We start from the raw sequence: 20,914 nt of genomic DNA, 5'->3' as shown, positions 1-20,914 counted from the left end.
AACCCCACAAGCACATATGCTCGCTTTTATTATCCGAAGGGTGACACAGGCGCTTATCGTCATGTTTGTCATCAGTTTTATCGGGTTTGCCATCAAGCATTCGCTTGGCGACCCCGTGCGTGAAATGGTGGGGGTCAGCGTTTCTGTTCAGGAACGCGAAGCCCTGCGCGAAGAACTGGGGCTGAACGACCCTTACCTCGTCCAGTGGGTACGCTTTGTAAAAAATGCGGCTCAGGGCGATCTGGGGCGTTCTTTCTTCTATCGCAAACCCGCTATGGAAGTTATCCTCGACAAGGCTCCGGCCACGCTCGAGCTGGTATTCTGTAGCTCACTCCTCATCCTGCTCATATCCACGCCGGTCGGGGTGTACGCCGCGTACAGACCAAACTCGCCAATTTCACGGTTTTTCATGGGCTTCAGTGTTGTCGGCGTATCAATACCCGTCTTTCTGACAGCCATTCTGCTGATCTATGTCTTTGCGGTCGAACTGCACTGGCTACCATCGTACGGAAGGGGGGAAACAGTCGAACTATTCGGCTTCTGGGATACGGGCCTGCTTACCCTTGACGGGCTCAAGCACCTTATCCTGCCCAGTATTGCTCTTTCTTCCATCATGCTGCCGCTTTTCATCAGGCTTATCCGCGCCGAAATGAAAGAAGTGCTGGAAACGGAGTACGTCAAGTTTGCCCGCGCCAAAGGTCTGCGCGAACGCCGCGTACTGATGGTGCACGGCTTCAAGAACACCTTGCTGCCTGTCATCACCGTGGGCGGCGTGCAGATAGGCATTATGATCGCCTATACCATTCTGACCGAAACGGTTTTCCAGTGGCAGGGCATGGGCTTTATGTTCATCGAAGCGGTTGAACGCTCCGACACAGCCCTGCTGGTTGCCTACATGGTATTTGTAGGTGCGCTGTTTGTTGTGGTGAACACTGTGGTAGACATCATTTACGGACTGGTGAACCCCATGGTTCGCGTCGCGGGGAGGAAGTAGCAATGTCCGCATGGAAAAAATTCCGCGAGTCCGACTTTCTGTACCACTTTGTTCGCGACAAGGTAGCTCTTACCAGCTTTATTATTGTCGCTTTGCTGGTGCTGTCTGCTCTTTTTGCGCCGCTGCTCACGTCTCATGACCCGTACGACGGTGCAACCATCGACGTTATGAACGCCGAAACGCCCCCTTCGTGGAAGCCGGGCGGTTCGCCTGAGTTTCTGCTGGGCACCGATGCACAGGGCCGCGACATGTTCTCGGCCATTCTGTACGGCATGCGTGTATCCATTCTCATCGGCCTTGGTGCTGTCGCGCTGCAGGCATCGCTGGGAATTCTGGTGGGCCTTATGTCCGGTTACGGCTCCAAGCGTCTTGATACATTCCTTATGCGAATCACAGACGTTCAGTTGTCGTTCTCGTCATACATGGTTGCCATTTTCTTCGGGGCTGTCATTCAGGCGTCTTTCGGCGTGGCAAAATTTGCAGAAATAGCCGTCCCGTTCATTGTCCTTGTTATCGGCCTGTCCGAATGGCCGCAGTATGCGCGTACAGTGCGTGCATCCGTGCTGGCAGAAAAGAAAAAAGAATACGTTGAAGCAGCACGCGTTATCGGCCTGAAGCCACGACGGATCATGTGGCGCCACATTCTGCCCAACACGCTCACTCCTGTGCTGGTTATCTCCACCGTGCAGGTGGCAAACGCCATCATGAGTGAGGCTGCACTTTCGTTCCTCGGACTGGGTATGCCCGTAAACCAGCCTTCGCTGGGTTCACTCATCAAATCCGGCTTTGAGTACATTTTCAGCGGCAGCTGGTGGATCACCCTGTTCCCCGGTGTGGTGCTGGTACTGCTTGTGCTCACCATCAACCTGCTGGGCGACTGGCTGCGGGATTATCTGAACCCCAAGCTCTACAAGGACTAGACCATGAGTACGCTGCTGGAAGTCAAAGACATGACCGTACAGTTCGCCATGCGCGATTCGCAGCTGACCGCGGTCGACAAGGTTTCGTTCACGCTTAAAAAGGGTGAACGTCTCGGCCTTGTGGGCGAGTCGGGCGCAGGCAAATCTGTAACGGGTTTTTCCATAATCAATCTGGTCAGCAAGCCCGGCCGCATCACCGGCGGCTCTATTCTGTTTGAAGGGCACGACCTGACCAAAGCATCTGACGAAACGTTGCGGCACATCCGCGGCAACCGTATCAGCATGATCTTTCAGGATCCCATGATGACCCTGAACCCCGTGCTGACCATCGGTACCCAGATGGTAGAAACCATCCTTGCACATAAAAAAGTCTCGGTAAAAGAGGCAGAAAAAATCGCGCTGGACAAGCTGCGCAAGGTGTACATCCCCTCACCGGAAAAACGCCTGAAGCAGTACCCGCACGAGTTTTCCGGCGGTATGCGCCAGCGCATAGTCATTGCCATTGCTCTGCTTACCTCTCCGGCACTTATTGTTGCAGATGAGCCTACAACGGCACTGGACGTAACCATTCAGGCAGAGATCATGGAACTTCTGCTTGAGCTGTGCGAGTCGGAAAACATGGGGCTTATCCTCATCACGCACGATCTCGGCGTTGTGTCTCAGGTGACAGAAAAAATCGCCGTAATGTACGCAGGCCGCATTGTTGAAATGGGCGACACAGACAAAGTAGTCGCCGACCCGCAACACCCCTACACCAAGGGTCTGCTGGCGGCTCTGCCTCAGGGTGTCAAAGGCAAACGCCTTAACCAGATTCCGGGTATCATGCCCGGCCTCGGGTCCATTCCTGAAGGGTGTGCATTCAACAACCGTTGTACCTGTAAGGAAGACATCTGTCTTACCGAACGCCCCAGCCTGCAACTTAAGAAATCAGGCGGCATGGCTGCCTGCCACATTCTGGAATAAGTCATGGCGAATACACCATTGCTCGATCTAAAGAACCTTACCAAGCGGTTCGACATATCCGGCGGCCTGCTTGACCAGCTTCGTTTCCAAAACGGCAAGCTGACCCGCAAACAGACCGTGGTGCACGCCGTGAACAATGTTTCGTTTTCCATCAACGAAGGCGAAACCCTGTCTGTGGTAGGTGAATCCGGTTGCGGTAAATCCACGCTGGCTCGTACGGTCATCGGCCTGTACCCGCCCAACGGCGGCGAAATACTCTACCGCGGGCAACGCATAGACAATCTTTCTGAAAAAGAAGTTATGCCTTACCGCACCCGTATGCAGATGGTCTTTCAGGACCCGTACGCTTCGCTCAACCCGCGTATGCGCGTGCGTCAGATTCTGGAAGAACCTGTCCGCTTTCATAACCCCACCATGACCCGCGCCGAAGTACGCGAACGCGTGGCCGGAGTTATGGATCAGGTGGGCATTAACCCCGCATGGGCGGACAGATACCCGCACGAATTCTCCGGCGGTCAGCGCCAACGTATCTCCATTGCCCGTGCGCTGGTGGTAAAGCCCGAATTCATCGTAGCGGACGAACCTATCTCTGCGCTGGACGTCTCCATTCAGGCACAGGTTCTCAACCTGATGATGGACCTGCAGGAAGAGTTCGGCCTGACATACCTGTTCATCAGCCACGACCTTTCCGTGGTGGAACACATCTCAAGCCGCGTTGCCGTTATGTACCTCGGCAGTCTGTGTGAACTGGCATCGGCAGAATCTCTGTTCAATAACCCGCGCCACCCCTACACGCAGGCTCTGCTTTCGGCCATTCCGCGCATCGGGCAAAAGGGCTTTAAGCATATCCGCCTTTCCGGCGATGTGCCTACCCCCATCAACCTGCCCAGCGGCTGTGTGTTTAACGGGCGCTGTCCGCACACCAATGGCCGTTGCAGATGCGAAACACCTGTGGCCATCGAGCAACCCGACGGAGCACTGGTGGCCTGTCACGCATTAGAAGAAGGCCGGTTGTAACACGGTTGAACCACATACGACCCCAAAGCGCCCTGTGTGAACAGGGCGCTTTTTTATGGAAGGCAGGTAAAAAGCCACCACCTTGCTTTTGTCATCCTGATGCTCTGGCAGTTCCGGCAGAATACGCAGTTCAATCTGTTATCAGCGGCTTCTGAAAGGGCTTCTGGCCTCCTCCGGCTCTTTCTGACAAAACACCTGCTTTATTTTATCCACATAGTTCTGCCTGCATGTTCCCTTTCTTGCGCAAAGCCAGTATACATACGTCCTGGTACGTAACAGCGCTGCGATACAACAGCGTTATGGCAATACATTATAGAAAGATACGACTGGTACAGCTGGCATATTTCAGTCCGCCATTACATCCGGCACTTAATATCCACTTTCAGCACATACTGTACGACCCGTCGAAGGTAATGCACAATACTCACCCCGGCACACAGCCAGACTTAATACGCAAGGCAAAGCAGGAGGCGCACATGCGCTTAACATTCCGTCACCGTTCCGCATCCGGTTCTCCGTTCCGTTTCACGATCCTTCTACTGCTGCTTTCAGCGTTGCTGATGGTTGCAGGCTGCGACCAGTCCGCCGAGGATAAAGCAAGCGACACAAAGCAATCTGCCGCTACCGACCAGAACGCCTCGACGCCTGCACAGCCCGCGGGTTCCGGCAGCGCTTCTTCCCCCACGCAGGAAGAGGCAGCATTGCCCTTCGGCTACAAAAGCTACAGCATCATTGAAGCGCAAAATGGGCCGGAAATATGCCTCGACTTTACACAGGCACTGGATGAATCCGGCACTACGGCGTATCAGGACTACATTCTTACTGAAAGCAGGCTGACCGTTTCGCGCGTACAGGCACAACGTTTGTGCCTGACAGGCGCAAAAGCGGGCGATTCCGTCTCGCTGACCCTGCGCGCAGGCTTGCCTGCCGTATCGCAGGAAACATTACCTGCTGATGAAAAAATTGCTGTGTCGCTGCGCAATCGCAAGCCTTCGGTAAACTTTGAGCGCGGCTTCATCCTGCCCAGAGGCTCTGCAAAAGGCCTTCCCGTTTCCACAGTAAACACAAACGAATGTTGGATTGCCGTGCTGCGTATGCCGCCTCATGCCATCACGCAGGTATACAACGATTCGATTTCCGGCAGACGCTTCAACCCGTGGGAAATCGTGCAGGTGAACCGCTGGCATGCCAACCTTGTCTGGAACGGAACCATGCAGGTGGCATCCAGACCAAACGAAACCATTACCACGCTTTTCCCCGTGCGCGATATCGCAACACAAGGTAAAGCCGGATTGTATTTCGTGCTGGGGTCGCCCGAACCGCTGGCTCCTGCTGACGGCATCTTCAGCTATGAAGACATTCCTTCTGAAGTAGCCGGTCAGATGCTGCTGGAAACCGACCTTGCGCTGACCACGTACCACGGCGCAAACGGCATGACCGTTGCTGTACGTTCGTATGCCACGGCACAGCCTGTGGCAGACACCACAGTTACATTGATAAGCCGCAATCTTGAAGAACTTGGCACCATCACCACAGGCGCGGACGGTATGGCGGAATTTCCTGCCGGACTGGTGCGCGGCAAGGGAGCAGCCGAGCCTGTCATGCTTACGGCAACCAACGGTGACGACACGGCCCTGCTCGACCTGCGCGGCACCCCGCTGGACCTTTCAGACCGCGGAATTGAAGGGCGCATGCCCATTCACGGCGTGGATGCCTACCTGTACACCGACAGAGGCGTGTACCGTCCGCGTGAAACCGTGAACCTTGTGACCATGCTGCGCGACCCGCGCGGCAAGGCAGTCAGTGATGTTCCTCTTACCGTTACAATCAACAGACCGGATGGCAAAGCATACCTGCGCACGACCGTGCAAAAACAACAGGACGGCTCACTACATCTGCCCGTGCAGTTATCGGAAACCGCCCTGCGCGGACGCTGGCAGGCAACAGCCCACATTGACCCCAAAGCCCCGCCCGTGGGCGAAGTATTCTTTCAGGTAGAAGATTTTGTGCCCGAACGCCTTGCCGTGGCGCTGCATGTGGAGCCGGAGCGCATTACGCCTTCCACTAACGCCACGGTCAACGTGCAGGCAGACTTTTTATACGGCGCAGCAGGCGACGGCCTGACGACCGAGGGTGACATCATTCTGCGGCCCGACCCTGCGCCATTCGGCAATGCATATGCCGGCTACATCTTCGGCAATATGCAGACCCGTCCCATTCGCATGGAGCAGGACATTCCCGCTACTGATGCAGACGGCAAAGCCAGCTTGGTTCTTTCATTGGCTTCACTGAAAAAATCCGCAGCCAGCCAGCAGAATGACTACACAATGCTGCTGAAGCAGCCCGCCCGTGCGGATGTGACCGTACGCGTGCAGGAACCCGGAGGCAGGACCACAACAGTCGCAGTGGCTGTTCCCGTTCTTGCACAGCAGCAGTACATAGGCCTTCGCCCTCTCTTCCGAGACGGGTATGCACCGGTGGGCCAGCCCACAGAATTTATGGCAATCTGCACGGATGCCAAGGGTAATCCCGTTGCACTGCCTGACGCACAGGTCACATGGAAGCGCATTCGCGTTTCGTGGCAGTGGTCACGCACTGATAACGGCAACTGGCGCTACGAACACGTCGAGCGCGTGGTCGATACCCGCACAGAAAACGTATCGTTACCTGCCGAAGGCCCGCAGCGTTTCAGTCGTACGCTGGACTGGGGTAAATATCTGGTGGAAATCCGCCACCCTGAAACAGATGCGGTTGTTGCCCATGAGTTCTACGTGGGCTGGGGTGCGGAGACTGACGACGACAGGCCGGACAGGCTTGATGTGCGCCTTGACCGGAAAGGGTACACCGCAGGTTCTACGGCAACATTGTTTGTAAACACTCCGGTTGCCGGTAAGGCATCGGTTGTCATTGCCAACGAAAATATACAAAAAGTCATCTCTGCGGATATTCCCGCAGGCGGCGGCGAAATCTCTATTCCCGTAAGCAAAGAATGGGGAGCCGGTGCATACGCGCTGGTCACGCTGCATCAGCCGCTTGAATCGCGCAAAGGGCGTTCTCCCGCCCGCGCCGTGGGTGTTGCGTGGATAAGCATAGATATGGGCGAACATACCTTGCCCGTGTCCATCAAAGCTCCGCAAACCATCAGGCCGCGTACCACCGTTTCCTTACCTGTGCAGGTTCAGGGAGCGACATCGGCTTATGTTACCCTTGCGGCTGTGGATGAAGGCATCCTGCAGCTTACCCGCTTTGTTTCTCCCTCGCCGGAAAAATACTTTTACGCCAAGCGCCGGCTGGGCATTACCATGCGTGACGACTATGGCAGGCTGATTGAAGGTGAAGGCGTTGTCGGCGCCATACGTCAGGGCGGCGATATAGCCGGAGCCTCCGGCTCGCTGGCTGCTGTGCCGCTGCGCATTGTATCGCTGTTCAGCGGAGTTGTCCCTGTGGATGCATCCGGCAAGGCGGACATTCAGCTTACTGTGCCGGAGTTTCAGGGGCGTCTGCGCCTTATGGCTGTAGCATGGGACAAAAACGGTGTCGGCTCAGCCTCTTCCGCCATGACTGTCCGTGATCCTCTGGTAGCGGATATTATTCTGCCGCGCTTCCTTGCGCCGCAGGATTCCGTGAATGCCACAATGCTGCTGCATAATGTGGAAGCACCTGCCGGAACCTACGAAGTATCCGTCAGCACTTCCGGCACCCTTGATGCGATGGCAGCAACGCAGAAGGTCACTCTGCAAAAAGGGGAGCGCGTGCTGCTGCCCGTGCCGCTTACGGCCACCGGCATCGGGCAGGGCTCTGTAACCGCCACGGTCAACGGGCCTTCATTTACTGCAAAAATTGAGCGGGACATCACTGTGCGCTCCGGCTACGGCAAGGTGTACTTACAAACGGCCACCACGCTGGATTCCGGCAAAACCCTTACGTTAAAAAAACTGCAACTGTTGCAGGCCATGGAAGAGTACGGAGCGCTGGATATTGCCGACGTACTGCCCGGCAGCCTGAAAACGACCGTGCAGGTAGGCGGCATCCTCGGAGCCGATGTTCCCACGTTGCTGCGCTGGCTCGACCGGTACCCGTACGGCTGCCTTGAGCAGACTACCAGCAGGGCCATGCCGCTGCTGTATATGGCGGAAACAGCTCAGATGACCGGCGCAGAGGACGCTGCTCCCGTAGCGGACCGCATCCGCGAGGCCATCTACCGCATTGCCGACATGCAGAACGCAGACGGCAGCCTGAACATGTGGCCCGGAGATTCATGGCGTGCAGACCCGTGGACAACGGTTTTCGCCATGGACTTTCTTGTACGCGCGCGTCTGCAGGGGCATAGCGTGCCGGATGCCGTGCTGGAAGGGGCCAAAACATACCTGACCGGCGTCGCCCGCCGCAGCGCATACGGCGCCTCGCCGGAGGCCGTTGCGTATTCGTACAGAGTGCTTGCGCAGGCAGGCGTTCTGCTGACAGCCGACATGCGCTACTTCCACGATAACGCCCCGCAACTGTACAGCACCGGCTGGGCCAACCTCGGCAGGGCTTTTGATCTGGTCGGCGACGGACCGCGCGCTACCTCCAGCTTTGCACACGCCACTGACATCATCAAAACAGGTCGCAAACCTGCAGAAGATGTGCGCGTTGCGCCCTATAAATGGGGTAAGCGCAACCTTGCCTTTGTTGTTGCCAGTGCGGCAGAATCCGGTCGCATACAGCTTGCAGCCGAGTTACTGCAACGCGGCGGCGGCTTTGACAGAGATGCAGGCAAATGGAGCACCACCACACAGGAAGCGGGCTGGAAGCTGCTTGCGGTGCACGGTCTGCTGAAAGGTTCCGGCGCTACGGCAGCAGAGCTGAACGGCACGCCGTTACGCGTAGTGGACGGCGTTGCTCTGGCTTCGCTGCCGGAAGGCCCCTTTACCGGCTACACAGATCCTGAAACCATGACCGCCATGATTGAGCATAACCTGAAGAACATCGGCGAGGGCATCGCATGGGTGACAACGGCGTTTGATTTTACGCCTGCGCGTCCGCTGCCTGCACTTGCCCGAAGAGGCTTAAGCCTGAAACGCGAATATCTGACCTTTGAAGGCAAGCCTGTAGACCTGAAGACCTTGCGCCGCAATGACAGGTTCATCGTTCGTCTGACCATGTCTGCCCAGCACAGCCAGCGCAGGCAGATTGTAGTGAATGATCTGCTGCCGGCAGGACTGGAAGTGGAAAGCATCGTGCCGCAAAACGGCTCTGCATGGTCATGGCTGAAGCCCACCACAGCATCCATGCTGCAAAAGCAGGATGATCGCGTTGTGGCAGTCTATGACTTTGACCGGTTGCCGTGGGACAACGCCCGCGGTGCAAAACCGCTGGTAGCCGCATATGTGGTCCGCGCAGTTACAGCAGGCAGCTTTACACTGCCGCCCGTCAGTGCGGAAGATATGTACGACCCTGCCTTTGCTGTGCGTAGCGAAGCAGGAACGCTGACTATCGCACCATAGCAACGAGACAGGCCGCACTACACCACAGAATACCCTTTCCGGCTGCGGCAGCTATCATGCCGTAGCCGGAACTTTTTACTGGCGATACAGCCATCACCGGAACATACTGCACCGAATGCCGAAGAACAGCTCTCATATACCTTGCTGCACGCCGGACACCGCGCCAGAACACACACAAGATACCGCGCCGGACAACACAAGTTGCGCCGATTGCGCCCGTTTCTGCGCTTCCGGGCCTTTCGGCGCTTCTGACAATTCCGGTGATTCCGGCCCATCCACCCCTGCCGGCATGTCCCTCCAAGACACCGCCACCACCCGCGCGTGGCGTCGCCGCGCAGCTCTTGCCGCAAGCGGCCTTGGCTTGCTTTGCATGCTTTTTCTGTTACTGGATGCGCTCTTTCCGCCGGATATGACACGTTACGAACAGCGTTCCGTACTGGTGATGGATGCACAGAAACGCCTTGTGCATGCATTCCTCAGCCCTGATGGCATGTGGCGGCTGCACACCACTCCGAAGGATGTGGACAAGCGCTATATAGAGTTGCTGACCACCTACGAGGATAAGCGATTCGGCCTGCATCCAGGCGTTGACCCGCTGGCGATTCTACGTGCCACAGGCCAGATGCTGACTACCGGACACGTTGTTTCCGGCGCGTCCACCTTGTCCATGCAGGCCGCGCGCCTGCTGGAGCCCCGCCCGCGCACGCTTGGCGCAAAAATTACAGAAGCTCTCAGGGCAATCCAGCTGCACTGGCGCAACGGCAGTTCCGGCGTCCTGTCCATTTACCTTACGCTGGCGCCTTTCGGGTCTAATATTGAAGGTGTCAGAGCGGCCTCGTATGCATACTTCGGCAAGGAGCCGGACAGACTGACATACGGCGAAGCAGCGCTGCTGGTTGCTCTGCCGCAGTCCCCTACGCGCTTGCGGCCGGACAGAAATCCACTGGAGGCCCGTAAAGCCCGCGACAAGGTGCTTACCCGCATGCGGAGTACAGGCACTATCAGCGCAAAACAACATGCAGAAGCCCGCACGGAAAGCATTCCCGCCATACGCAGACAAATGCCCATGCTGGCTCCGGTACTGTCAGAATCCATGCGCCAGACATACCCGCAAAGCCAGCGCATTGTAACCGCGCTCAATCTGCCTTTGCAGAGGGCGGCCGAAATGCTGTGCCAGCGGCACGCGCTGGGTCTGGAACATGGCGCATCAGTTGCCGCGGTGGTCATGCATCGTAAAACCCGTGAGGTCCGCGCCTATGTCGGCGGTAAAAATGCGGACGGTTCCCGCAACTACCTTGATCTGCCGCAGGCCCTCCGCTCACCTGGCTCCACGCTGAAGCCTTTTATCTACGGGCTTGCGTTCAATGAACACATTCTGCACCCCGAAACGCATATCAGCGATTCCGCTCAGCGGTTCGGCGATTTCCGGCCCCGCAACTTTCGCAGAGGCTTTCAGGGAGCAGTAACTGTGCGCGAAGCATTGCGTGATTCGCTGAACGTGCCTGCGGTAAGCGTGTTGTACGCTATGGGGCCGGACAGGCTTGTGGCTGCATTGCGCAACGCAGGGGCGACTCTGGCTGTTTCCGGCGATGCAACCCTGCCTGTAGCACTTGGCGGTGCAGGAACAACCTTGCTGGACCTGACAATGCTCTATGCCGCGCTTGCCGATGGCGGCGTGGCAATGCCGCCTCTTTTTACGCTGCAACCACGCAACATACCGCAACGTCCCATAAGCCCCGCGCAGAACAGCACCGGAAACAGCACGTCATACGCCACAGATCCTGCCGCTTCCACAGTTACGCAGGCGCTTCTTTCCGGCGGATACCGCCTGATGACAGACGCAGCCGCGTGGCAGGTGATAGACATTCTGCGCGATTCACCAAGGCCGCGGGGTTACCTTGCGCCTGAAACAGGCGTCCGGCCCGTGGCTTTTAAAACCGGCACATCATACGGTTATCGTGATGCATGGGCGGTGGGAGCTTCGCCCGACTGGGTGGTGGGCATATGGACAGGCAGACCCGATGGTCAGCCACGCCCCGGTGAGGTCGGGCGCACGGCGGCAGTGCCGCTGCTTCTGGATATGTTTGACCGTCTGCCACCGGATAGCGCCCCTTGGCCGGAACGCCCCGCCGGAGTTCTGGATGTACGCCAGAACAGACAGTTGCCTACAGGCCTGCAACGGTTTGTATCTGCCAACTCACGCGGACTGCCCGCACTGGCAGGTGAACCGCCGCGCATTCTGCACCCCCGGGACGGAACAATTGTCGAATCGCTGGGCAGCGAAAGGGGCGGAGGAATCGCTCTGAAAGCCTCGGGCGGCACAGCCCCTTTGCGATGGATTGCAAACGGCATCCCCCTGCCCGAAGGTCAGACCTTCTGGCTACCGGACAGCATCGGCTTTACCAACCTGACACTGGTGGATGCCACAGGTCGCAGCGCATCTGTTCAGATACGCATTGTTCCTCATGGATGGGAGTAAAAACGCTCGCCATCAGGTCTGCCTTTGAATAGATATTGTTAAAAGCTACCGCAGTAAAAACAGCTCGATGAAGTTTCAACGCATGATATCACCATAGCGCTTACCTACTTACCAATACAAAAAACAATGTCCCGCCTGACAGGGGGGCCGAAGAGAATTCTTTCCCCTAGCCGCGGGAGGCAAAAAAAAACGCTATACGGCCCCACCCGTTACGCTCTGTCCCGCAGCGCACAGCTCCCCTTACCTTTTATTCTAACGCACCCAGACCAGAACAATTCCCCCTGTGCGTCTTCCCGGCCCCTTCCACCTCGCAAAAAAAAAAGCGCACGGAGATAACTCCGTGCGCTCAACATTCTTTCCGGCAAGACTGGTTAGCCTTCCCAGATATCCAGATTATCTTCGGGGATATCGTGTTCTTCCAGCATGGCTCCGGCAACGCCTTCATCGCCTTCCGGCACGATGATAACGCACTGGCAGCCGTGCTCAACGGCATATTCTGCAAGGGCGTTCACGCGCTCTGCTGTTTCCAGCAAGGCCAGTGTCACCTCGGTTTCCACCACAAAATAGTAGACAACACCCTTGGTGTTTTCGCCCTGCAGGTCGGGCTGATAGCCGCCCACGGTATCAGGCTCCGCCAGTTCATCCAGCAGACCTTTTATATTACGGAAGCCGCCTTCTATCAGGGCTTCGCAGGCTGTTTCCAGCAAGTCCTGACGCAGTTCATCCGCTTGTGACTGATTTTTGCTCATGTCGTTTACCTCTAATGAATGTGGCGCCACATTTCCATAAACAAGGCCCCTGTGCAAGCAACAGTTTTGCCCGCCGTAACCGTGTGCCATTCCATAGAATGCTACATTTTTGTAAATTTTACGTTGCCGCAAGTGCCATGTTTTTGTTATGTGGTGTCGCTTATGAATTATGCCGTACCTTCAGTATAATAGAATGTTTTGCAGCATTAACAAGGAACAGTACATGCTCGACACCATTATCCGCGTGATCGACAAAATAACCGAGACCATCGGCCGTGCAGCCATGCTGCTGGCTCTTTTTCTGGTGCTCACCGTGGTTGTAGATGTGGCCTTGCGCTACTTTTTCAGCATCAGCTTTGCCGCGCTTCGCGAGCTGGAATGGCATGCGTATGCCGCTTTGTTCCTTCTGGGCGGCGCCTATACGCTACGGTACGATGCGCATGTGCGGGTGGACGTTCTGTACCAGCATCTTTCTGACAAACGAAAAGCGCTCATTAATGTGCTGGGTTGTCTGCTGTTTCTCTTTCCCGGCTGCTACCTGATCATCAAAACATCGCTGCCCATAGTGCAGTTCAGCATGATGATGAATGAAATTTCGCCCGATCCAGGCGGCCTGCCGTACCGATGGATGCTGAAGGCGCTCATTCCCTTCGGCTTCGGCCTGATGGCCCTGCAGGGGGTCTCTTTCTTTCTTAAAAATCTGCTTGTCCTGCTGGGCAAACGCGAACACAGGCTGGAGGCATAGCCATGCATCAGGAACTTGCCGGCTGGCTTTTTGTCTGTGTCACTGCGCTGCTTCTGATGGGCTTTCCCGTAGCGTTTACGTTGCTCGGCGTATCGCTTGTATTCGGGGTTGCCGGATTCGGATGGGACTTTTTCAACCTGCTGCCCCTGCGCATCTGGGGCACCATGAGCAACTTTACCCTGACGGCTGTGCCGCTTTTTATCTTTATGGGCATGGCTATGGAGCGTTCCGGCATTGCCACACGGCTGATTGAATCCATGGGGATGCTCTTCGGCAAAATGCGCGGCGGTATGGCCATTGCGGTTGTGCTGGTGGGTGCGCTGCTTGGCGCATCAACAGGCATTGTGGGGGCAACAGTTGTCACCATGGGGCTGCTTGCCCTGCCCAGCATGTTGCGCTGCGGCTACGGGCACCCGCTGGCAACGGGAGTAATAGCCGCATCCGGCACACTGGGGCAGATTATTCCACCCTCCATCGTGCTTATCCTGCTGGGCGATGTCATTGGCGTTCCGGTGGGTGACCTGTTCATAGGTGCGGTTACTCCGGGTTTTCTTCTGGTCGGGCTCTATGTCGGTTATATTGTCGTTTATGCAATGCTCTTTCCGGACAAGGTGCCTACGGCACTGCCGAAGGCATCTTCTGCGCAAGCCTGTGAAGCAGAGCCTGACGCGCCTACTTGGCGGGAATTGCTTGGCGCCTTCGGCCCGCCGCTGCTGCTGATTCTTGCGGTGCTCGGCACCATCTTCGCGGGGATTGCATCCCCCACGGAAGCTGCTGGCGTAGGCGCCTTCGGCGCGCTGGTACTCAGTTACTGCAACGGGCGTTTTTCGCTTCGAATGCTGTACGAAGTGATGGAATCCACCACCCGCCTGACCAGCATGATCTTTATCATTCTTGTGGGTGCTACGGCCTTCGGACTTGTATTCAGGGGCCTTGGCGGCGATCATCTGGTGCGCGATTTTATTGCGGCGCTGCCGTTCGGCAACTGGGGCGTCCTGATGATGATCATGGGCATCATCTTTCTGATGGGCTTTTTCCTCGATTTTATTGAAATCACGTTCATTCTTGTTCCGGTAGTCGCTCCCCTGCTGGTGGAAGCGGGCTTTAATCCCTGCTGGCTGGCGCTTATCTTTGCCATTAATCTTCAAACCTCGTTCCTGACACCGCCATTCGGATTCTCACTCTTTTACTTAAAAGGAGTGTGTCCCAAAGAGGTTTCCACCCTGTCAATTTATAAAGGAATTATTCCTTTTGTGTTCATGCAGATGGTGGTTCTCGGACTGTGCATGGCGTTTCCGCAGCTGCTGTTGTGGCTGCCGGAACTGGCACGCGGCATGTAGCAAACTGTAAATAAACATACCCGCTCAGCAGCACAAAGCGGCGGAGCGGGGTTTCAGAAAAGATAATCAAAAACTCGCCCCACCTGTACCCACAGGCTGGCCGAAAGCCACAGCCCCATAATAATGACCGGACAAGCCGTCAGCCCGTTACACGCAAAGCACGGCTCCGTCCCAGTCACAAGCGTACTCTCGCCGCTAACAACCCGAGCCGCAAAGCAAAACTGCACACCCTCGCACACAGCACCTGCAACCAATAGCATAGCCCTATGCAATAGCTAATGATTCATCATGTTTTCCGATTTGACCATGCCCTGACGGCTTGCCATAACTAGCCGGAAGTAGCGGGAGTTACCCTGCTGCGCTCCCGTATACGTATTCTCACTGTTCAAAGAGCAATCATGTCTGACGGCCACCCGCATACAGCATCTTCCGCAACCAACACTCCTTCAGGCGTTTTAATGTCAGGAGTCCGGCGCGTTACGGCCCTTTTACTACGCCCTTTGTTCTCGCAACAAATTCCCATCGCAGAAAAACTGGCATCGTTCTGTCCGCCCGCAGAAACGCCGGAAGTGACAAGCGACTATCCTGCCCCGCAGCTGCAGTCGCTGGAGGAAGTGGCTGCCCGCATAGCACAACGCTGCACCGGTTGCGGCGCATGTGTACGCGCGTGTCCGTTTCTGCAGGAATACGGCAACCCCCGCGACATTGCGCAGCAAATTCTGTCCGGTGATGAAAACGCCAGTCGCAACGCATTCGAGTGCAGCTTATGTTCTCTATGCGGTGCAACCTGCCCTGAAAAACTTGAGCCGCTGCAGCTGTTTCTGGCCATGCGAAGGAATGCGGTACAACATGGGGCAATATCGCTGAAGCCTTTCAAGCGCCTTATCAGCTACGAATCGTGCGGCAACTCTGACGCATTCAGTTTGTTCGGCCTGCCTGAAAATGCAGACACGGTATTCTTTCCCGGCTGCACCCTGACGGGAACGCGGTCGCAAACCGTGCAGGCTGCCTTTGAACACCTGCGCTCGGTGTATCCGCGCATAGGCGCGGTTCTGGCGTGTTGCAGCAAGCCCTCGCATGATCTGGGCAGGCAGGAACAATTTAACGGACAGTTCGGGAAGCTGTACCGGCAGCTGCACAGCCGCGGCATAAAACGGATAATCACGGCCTGCCCTAACTGCCATAAGGTTTTCGCCAACTATGCACACGACATGGAGGCTGTCAGCATCTACGAAGTTCTGGCCCAACATCCGCCGCAGACAGCGGCGCAGGATTGCGTTGACAGGCAGGATGCATATCATTTTCCGCCTGTGGCAATGCACGACCCCTGCCCGCTTCGGACTTACCCTGCCATCCATGATGCAGCCCGCGCGCTTACCCTGCGCAGCGGGGCAGACATAGTGGAAATGCCTTCCGTCAAAAGCCGCACCCTCTGCTGCGGCGAAGGCGGAGCGACGGCAGCCATACGACCGGACTTTGCCCGCCAGTGGGCAGAAAAACGCAGCGGACAGGCAAACGGCAAAACCGTTGTTACATACTGTGCAGGATGCACGGGCTTTCTTTCTCCATTCGTCCAGACTGCGCATGTGCTTGATCTGGCATTCTTTCCCGTAAAAACGCTGGGGGGCCGCATGAAGCCCGCCCGCGCTCCGTTTACCTATCTGCACCGGTTGCGCGTTAAAGGGCGGTGGAAACGAAAATACTTCCGCTAACCGACTTGACCTTCTTCTTTCCCTGCTGCTAATTTAACCGATTAACTACGCTTTATCTCTTCCTGAACAGTTCCCCCGTTGACAGTATCCACCTTAGGTTTATACTTGCGTAAACGCCCGAATACCCGCCGCAAATGTCTTGCTGCGCGTACGGGCATCACCTCGCATATTCTTGCGAACAAACATGTCATGGGAACATCATGGCTTCCGACAAACCGCACTCTCCGGACGTAATCATCCGTGAGATGAGCATCGACGATCTTGCCCCGGTCTACCATATGGGCGAACGACTTTTTACGTGCGACCTGTACCCGTTCCTGTATCGTACATGGGATGAATGGGAAGTTGTAGGACACTACAACACCGACCCTGAATTCTGCATGGTGGCAGAAGTGGACGGAACTCTTGCAGGCTTCATCATCGGAACACTTATCAGTAAGGCTTCGTGGACATACGGCTACATCATCTGGATCGGAGTAGAGCCTAAATTCCACAGCTGCGGCATCGGACACAAATTGTTCGACAAGATGGTGGACCGCATGGTGGCAGAAGGTGCCCGCTATCTGATTGCAGACACCGACCCCAGTAACGGGCCTGCATTGCGCTTTTTTAACAGCAAGGGCTTTTCCAGCGAGCAGGATCACGTCATCATGACATTGAACCTGCATCACTGCGACATGTACCAGAGCGTGCTGAAAAAACACGGTTCAGGTGCGGCAAAAGAAACGCACACGACACACTCGAAAAAAAGGCGCAACCGCACTCCTGTCGAGCCTAAAGCCGGCAAGACACAAGGGGTTAACGGCAACGGACGTTGCAAGCTGGAAAAAGACGACTAGCATACCCCGCCGCGCGATTACCCGCACATTGCCAAAGCTGCCCGCCCGTGCCATGAACACGGCGGGCAGTTTTTTTACAACAAATACCGAAGCAGCAAAAAAATATTTGCCGCTGTCCGTGCAGCCTGTAAGCCGGCCGTACGCTGTGAAGGCGGACTGCATCATCCGCTTTGCTCCCTTCGGCATATCCGGCGCAAAGCCTGCCGGTACTGTCAGCCTATGGCAGTTGGCAGAAACAACACTGCTACAGCACCTGTAAGCCTGCACATGACAGAATAACGCCGGTCAGACAGGTTCCGGCAAAAGCCTTCGACGGAAAACGACATGGGACATCTGGTTGGAAAAGATATTTACCGCTCACTGGCTCAGACCATAGACGGAACCCCTGTACGCACACCTGATTCTCCGGCGTTTCAGGCTATGCTCAAAGCGCTGTATACGCCGCGCGAGGCAGAGCTTATCTGCCGGATGCCGTACCGTCCTTCTTCGCTTGCACGGATTGCCGGTGTATGCGGAGCCCCGCAGGATGAAATCCGCCCGCTGCTGGATGCCCTGTGCGAAAAGGGACTCATCCTCGACATCTGGGACGGTGAATCCTACCAGTACATGATAAGCCCCATTGTCATAGGCATCTTCGAGTTCACCATGATGCGCACGGGCGGCAACCTGCCGCTAAAACAGTGGTCCGGGCTGTTTAACAATTACATGTTCGGTGACAGTAATTTTTTTGAAGCAAACTTCGGTGACGGGCAGCAAGTCTCCATCATGCGCGCCCTGCCTTATGAATCCGTCATTGCGGGCGACCATGTCGAGATTCTGGACTACGAAAAAGCCTCTGCAATGGTGGAAGCGAACACCATCTTTTCCATAGGATTGTGTTCGTGCAGGCATGAAAAGTACCACTTAGGCAAAGACTGTCATGTTCCTATGGAAACCTGCACCTCCATGGGCGGCGGTGCGGAGTTTCTAATCCGCAACAACTTTGCGCGCCGTATAGACAAAGCCGAGATGCTGGATATTCTTGACCGCTCCAAAGATTTTGCGCTTACCCTTTCTACAGACAACGTCCGTCAGGACGCCAATTTCATCTGCCATTGCTGCGGCTGTTGCTGCAACCTGATGCAGGGCATCAAGCACACGGGCCTTACCAGCATTCTGGTCTCATCTACGTTTATTGCCGTCGTAGACAGTGACGAATGCAACGGGTGCGGCAAGTGTGCCAAAGCCTGCCCCATTGACGCCATACGTATGGAACCACGCGCGAATACGCAGGTCGACCACGGCAAACGCAAACTTGCAGCGGTCACCGCTGAAAGCTGTCTGGGGTGCGGTGCCTGTGCACTGAAGTGTCCCACAAAAGCGCTGAAGCTGCATAAACGTGACCAGCGGGTGTTCCATCCGGCAGATTCGTTTGAGCGGGTGATACTGCAAAGCCTTGAACGCGGAACCTTGCAGAACCTGATTTTTGACAACCCGAACAGCCGCACGCAGGAATTCATGCGCGGTCTGGTGGGCGGCTTTCTGCGGCTTTCGCCCGTAAAGCGGGGATTGATGAGCGAAACATTGCGATCACGCTTCTTGTCGGCATTCCGCAAGGCTGCACTGTAACTGAAACCGCATTGGAAGATAATTAACCGACAGCTTGCTACGCAATTACTGCGGAAGCCATTGCACAATACTTTGCAACTCAGTCAGCCCCAAAGCACGTTTCGAATAACATTATCTGACCTTGCGCAACGCCAACCGTCAGGCAACATGCGCTATAAACCAGAATGCACTTTGCCAGCAGAACATGAGCAATCTGCAACAATTGCACAGCAATTTCCTCAGCCACGGATAGATTTCTGATCATGCATAACAGTTCGCAAACAACGTGCAGCAAAAACTGCCTTGTTATGGGCCTTGCGGCCGGATACCACTACGGTGACGTACGTCCTTTTGTCCGCTCACTGGAAGAAACAGGATACGCCGGACAGTGCGTGCTGTTTGTAACTCCCACAACCCGCGGGCTGGATGAAATAGCGGCTCACGGTGTGACTGTCGTTCCTTTTGAACGCACAGGACAGCTTGAGCATTTGCCGTACAATGCGGTGCGCTTTTTCCTGTACCGTGACTTTCTGGCTACTTCTGAACGCAGATATGAGCGCATTCTTATAAGTGACGTGCGTGACGTGATCTTTCAGTCCGACCCGTTCGGCTTTGCCTGGCCTGCGGGAATCAACGTCACACTGGAAGACAGGCACATGACCATAGGCGATTGCCCGTACATGACGCACTGGACCGGCGGCCATCTGGGCAATGAGGCTTTGCAGGCCATTGCGGACAAACCCATATCCTGCTCCGGAACAACCGTATGCTGCCATGACGGCATGGATGCATACATCCGCCTGATGCTTCCTATGCTGGAATTGTATACCCCCGCGCCGCGCATGGCGGGGTATGATCAGGGCGTACATAACCACTTGCTGCACAGCGGCGCATTGGCAGCCGCAGCACCCGTAACCGTGCATGACAATTCCGGCCCTGTTTTAACGCTGGGATATTACGAAGGCGAACCGCCGTTTAATGTCCGCGGGCAGGAATTCATACAGGTTACGTCGGTAGCAGGCAGTGATGCTCCCCCACTGCTGGTGCATCAGTACGACCGCAAACCGGAGCTTTTTAAAGCTATCCGCAAGCGGTACGCACCGCCTAAGCATAAAAAATAGCCCGAACGCTGTTCCGGCGGAAATAAGCTGCTGCCAGCCTGCCAATCAGCGTGCTGTTGCGCACTATAGCAGGCTGAATAATAGCCGGATAAAGGCAGGCTCCCTTTAATGCGTCTCCGGCTCAAATGCTCCGCCTCCGTGAGCCGTTGCCAGCCGTAAAAAAACCGGCGTACCTTCTGGCACACCGGTTTATTATCCATAGCCTGTAACTAACAGAGATACTGATCTTACGGGCAAAAATTATGCTCCTGCACCACCAAGGTAGGCATTCTGCACTTCCGGATTGGCAAGCAGGTTTGCGGCGGTATCTTCCATCACAATATTGCCCACTTCCAGCACATAGCCTCTGGTTGCCAGTTTCAGGGCGGCACGGGCGTTCTGTTCGACCAATACCACGGTTACACCTGCCTGATTAATCTTGCGGACGGTTTCAAAGATCGACCGCACCAGAATTGGCGCAAGGCCAAGGCTGGGCTCATCAAGCAGCAGAATGCGCGGGTCGCCCATAAGTGCTCGGCCGATAGCCAGCATCTGCTGTTCTCCGCCGGAAAGTGTACCCGCAAGCTGGCTGCGACGTTCTGCAAGACGCGGGAACAATGAGTAAATCCAGTCCATATTACGCTTGATGCCCGACTGGTCTTTACGGGTAAAGGCGCCCAGATTCATGTTTTCCTGCACAGTCAGCGTTCCGAAAACACGGCGCCCTTCCGGCGACTGGGTAATGCCGCGCATGACCACTTCGTGGCTAGGCAGCTTATGAAGCGGTTCATCTTCAAACCAGATACCGCCCTCAGAGGGCTTCACCAGCCCGCTGATAGCCATCAGCGTGGTAGATTTCCCAGCGCCGTTAGCACCCAGAATGGTAACAATTTCACCCTGATTTACGGTGACATTCACACCGTGCAGCGCCTCGACGTTGCCGTACTTCACATGCAGATCGCGTATTTCAAGAAACATCGAGC

Annotated in this window: 14 protein-coding genes; 12 read left to right on the top strand and 2 right to left on the bottom strand. The window is 55.9% G+C overall.

Annotated elements, in window-relative coordinates:
- Positions 1-16 precede the first annotated feature (16 nt).
- The 6 genes from ACK5LI_RS02060 to pbpC all read left to right on the top strand — a co-directional run bounded on the left by ACK5LI_RS02060 (position 17) and on the right by pbpC (position 11,859).
- Entirely contained in the window at positions 17-994 is a 978-nt protein-coding gene (locus ACK5LI_RS02060; protein WP_416945970.1) for an ABC transporter permease, read from the top strand.
- A gap of 2 nt (positions 995-996) precedes the next feature.
- On the top strand, positions 997-1,914 hold the full coding sequence (locus tag ACK5LI_RS02055) for an ABC transporter permease (RefSeq protein ID WP_416945969.1): 918 nt from the start codon (positions 997-999) through the stop codon (positions 1,912-1,914).
- A 3-nt stretch (positions 1,915-1,917) separates the two neighbouring features.
- The gene (locus ACK5LI_RS02050) at positions 1,918-2,877 is read left to right on the top strand and encodes an ABC transporter ATP-binding protein (RefSeq protein ID WP_416945968.1); all 960 of its coding nucleotides are present in this window, start codon (positions 1,918-1,920) and stop codon (positions 2,875-2,877) included.
- Positions 2,878-2,880: 3 nt separating this feature from the next.
- Positions 2,881-3,894 carry an ABC transporter ATP-binding protein gene (locus ACK5LI_RS02045; RefSeq protein WP_416945967.1) on the top strand — a complete coding sequence of 338 codons (1,014 nt, stop codon included), beginning with the start codon at positions 2,881-2,883 and terminating at the stop codon, positions 3,892-3,894.
- 476 nt (positions 3,895-4,370) lie between these two features.
- The gene (locus ACK5LI_RS02040; protein WP_416945966.1) at positions 4,371-9,380 is read left to right on the top strand and encodes an alpha-2-macroglobulin family protein; all 5,010 of its coding nucleotides are present in this window, start codon (positions 4,371-4,373) and stop codon (positions 9,378-9,380) included.
- 115 nt (positions 9,381-9,495) lie between these two features.
- Positions 9,496-11,859, top strand: coding sequence for a penicillin-binding protein 1C (gene pbpC / locus ACK5LI_RS02035; RefSeq protein WP_416945965.1), 2,364 nt, complete (start codon positions 9,496-9,498; stop codon positions 11,857-11,859).
- 371 nt (positions 11,860-12,230) lie between these two features.
- On the opposite strand, the gene ACK5LI_RS02030 is transcribed toward pbpC, so the two are convergent.
- Complete coding sequence (locus ACK5LI_RS02030) at positions 12,231-12,608, bottom strand: hypothetical protein (protein WP_416945964.1); 378 nt, start codon at positions 12,606-12,608, stop codon at positions 12,231-12,233.
- 223 nt (positions 12,609-12,831) lie between these two features.
- Between ACK5LI_RS02030 and ACK5LI_RS02025 the strand changes: the two genes are divergently transcribed.
- The 6 genes from ACK5LI_RS02025 (at position 12,832) to ACK5LI_RS02000 (ending at position 19,952) form a co-directional block, all read left to right on the top strand.
- Positions 12,832-13,353: a TRAP transporter small permease subunit gene (locus ACK5LI_RS02025; protein WP_416945962.1), complete on the top strand. Its 522-nt coding sequence runs from the start codon at positions 12,832-12,834 to the stop codon at positions 13,351-13,353.
- A gap of 2 nt (positions 13,354-13,355) precedes the next feature.
- Positions 13,356-14,693 carry a TRAP transporter large permease gene (locus ACK5LI_RS02020; RefSeq protein ID WP_416945961.1) on the top strand — a complete coding sequence of 446 codons (1,338 nt, stop codon included), beginning with the start codon at positions 13,356-13,358 and terminating at the stop codon, positions 14,691-14,693.
- A gap of 398 nt (positions 14,694-15,091) precedes the next feature.
- Positions 15,092-16,405 (top strand): (Fe-S)-binding protein, encoded by a 1,314-nt coding sequence (locus ACK5LI_RS02015; protein WP_416945960.1) that lies wholly within the window; start codon positions 15,092-15,094, stop codon positions 16,403-16,405.
- Positions 16,406-16,605: 200 nt separating this feature from the next.
- The gene (locus tag ACK5LI_RS02010) at positions 16,606-17,244 is read left to right on the top strand and encodes a GNAT family N-acetyltransferase (protein ID WP_416945959.1); all 639 of its coding nucleotides are present in this window, start codon (positions 16,606-16,608) and stop codon (positions 17,242-17,244) included.
- Positions 17,245-17,568: 324 nt separating this feature from the next.
- Entirely contained in the window at positions 17,569-18,852 is a 1,284-nt protein-coding gene (locus ACK5LI_RS02005; RefSeq protein ID WP_416945958.1) for an ATP-binding protein, read from the top strand.
- A gap of 242 nt (positions 18,853-19,094) precedes the next feature.
- Positions 19,095-19,952 (top strand): hypothetical protein, encoded by an 858-nt coding sequence (locus ACK5LI_RS02000; RefSeq protein WP_416945957.1) that lies wholly within the window; start codon positions 19,095-19,097, stop codon positions 19,950-19,952.
- Between the two features lie 240 nt (positions 19,953-20,192).
- Here ACK5LI_RS02000 and ACK5LI_RS01995 read toward each other — a convergent pair whose 3' ends face one another.
- Positions 20,193-20,909 carry an ABC transporter ATP-binding protein gene (locus ACK5LI_RS01995; RefSeq protein ID WP_416945956.1) on the bottom strand — a complete coding sequence of 239 codons (717 nt, stop codon included), beginning with the start codon at positions 20,907-20,909 and terminating at the stop codon, positions 20,193-20,195.
- Positions 20,910-20,914: the final 5 nt, after the last annotated feature.

It is taken from the genome of Oleidesulfovibrio sp., from assembly GCF_047973035.1.
Taxonomy (GTDB): domain Bacteria; phylum Desulfobacterota; class Desulfovibrionia; order Desulfovibrionales; family Desulfovibrionaceae; genus Oleidesulfovibrio.
The sequence above is the reverse complement of the archived record's forward strand: the minus strand, read 5'-3'. Positions and strand labels throughout refer to the sequence as shown.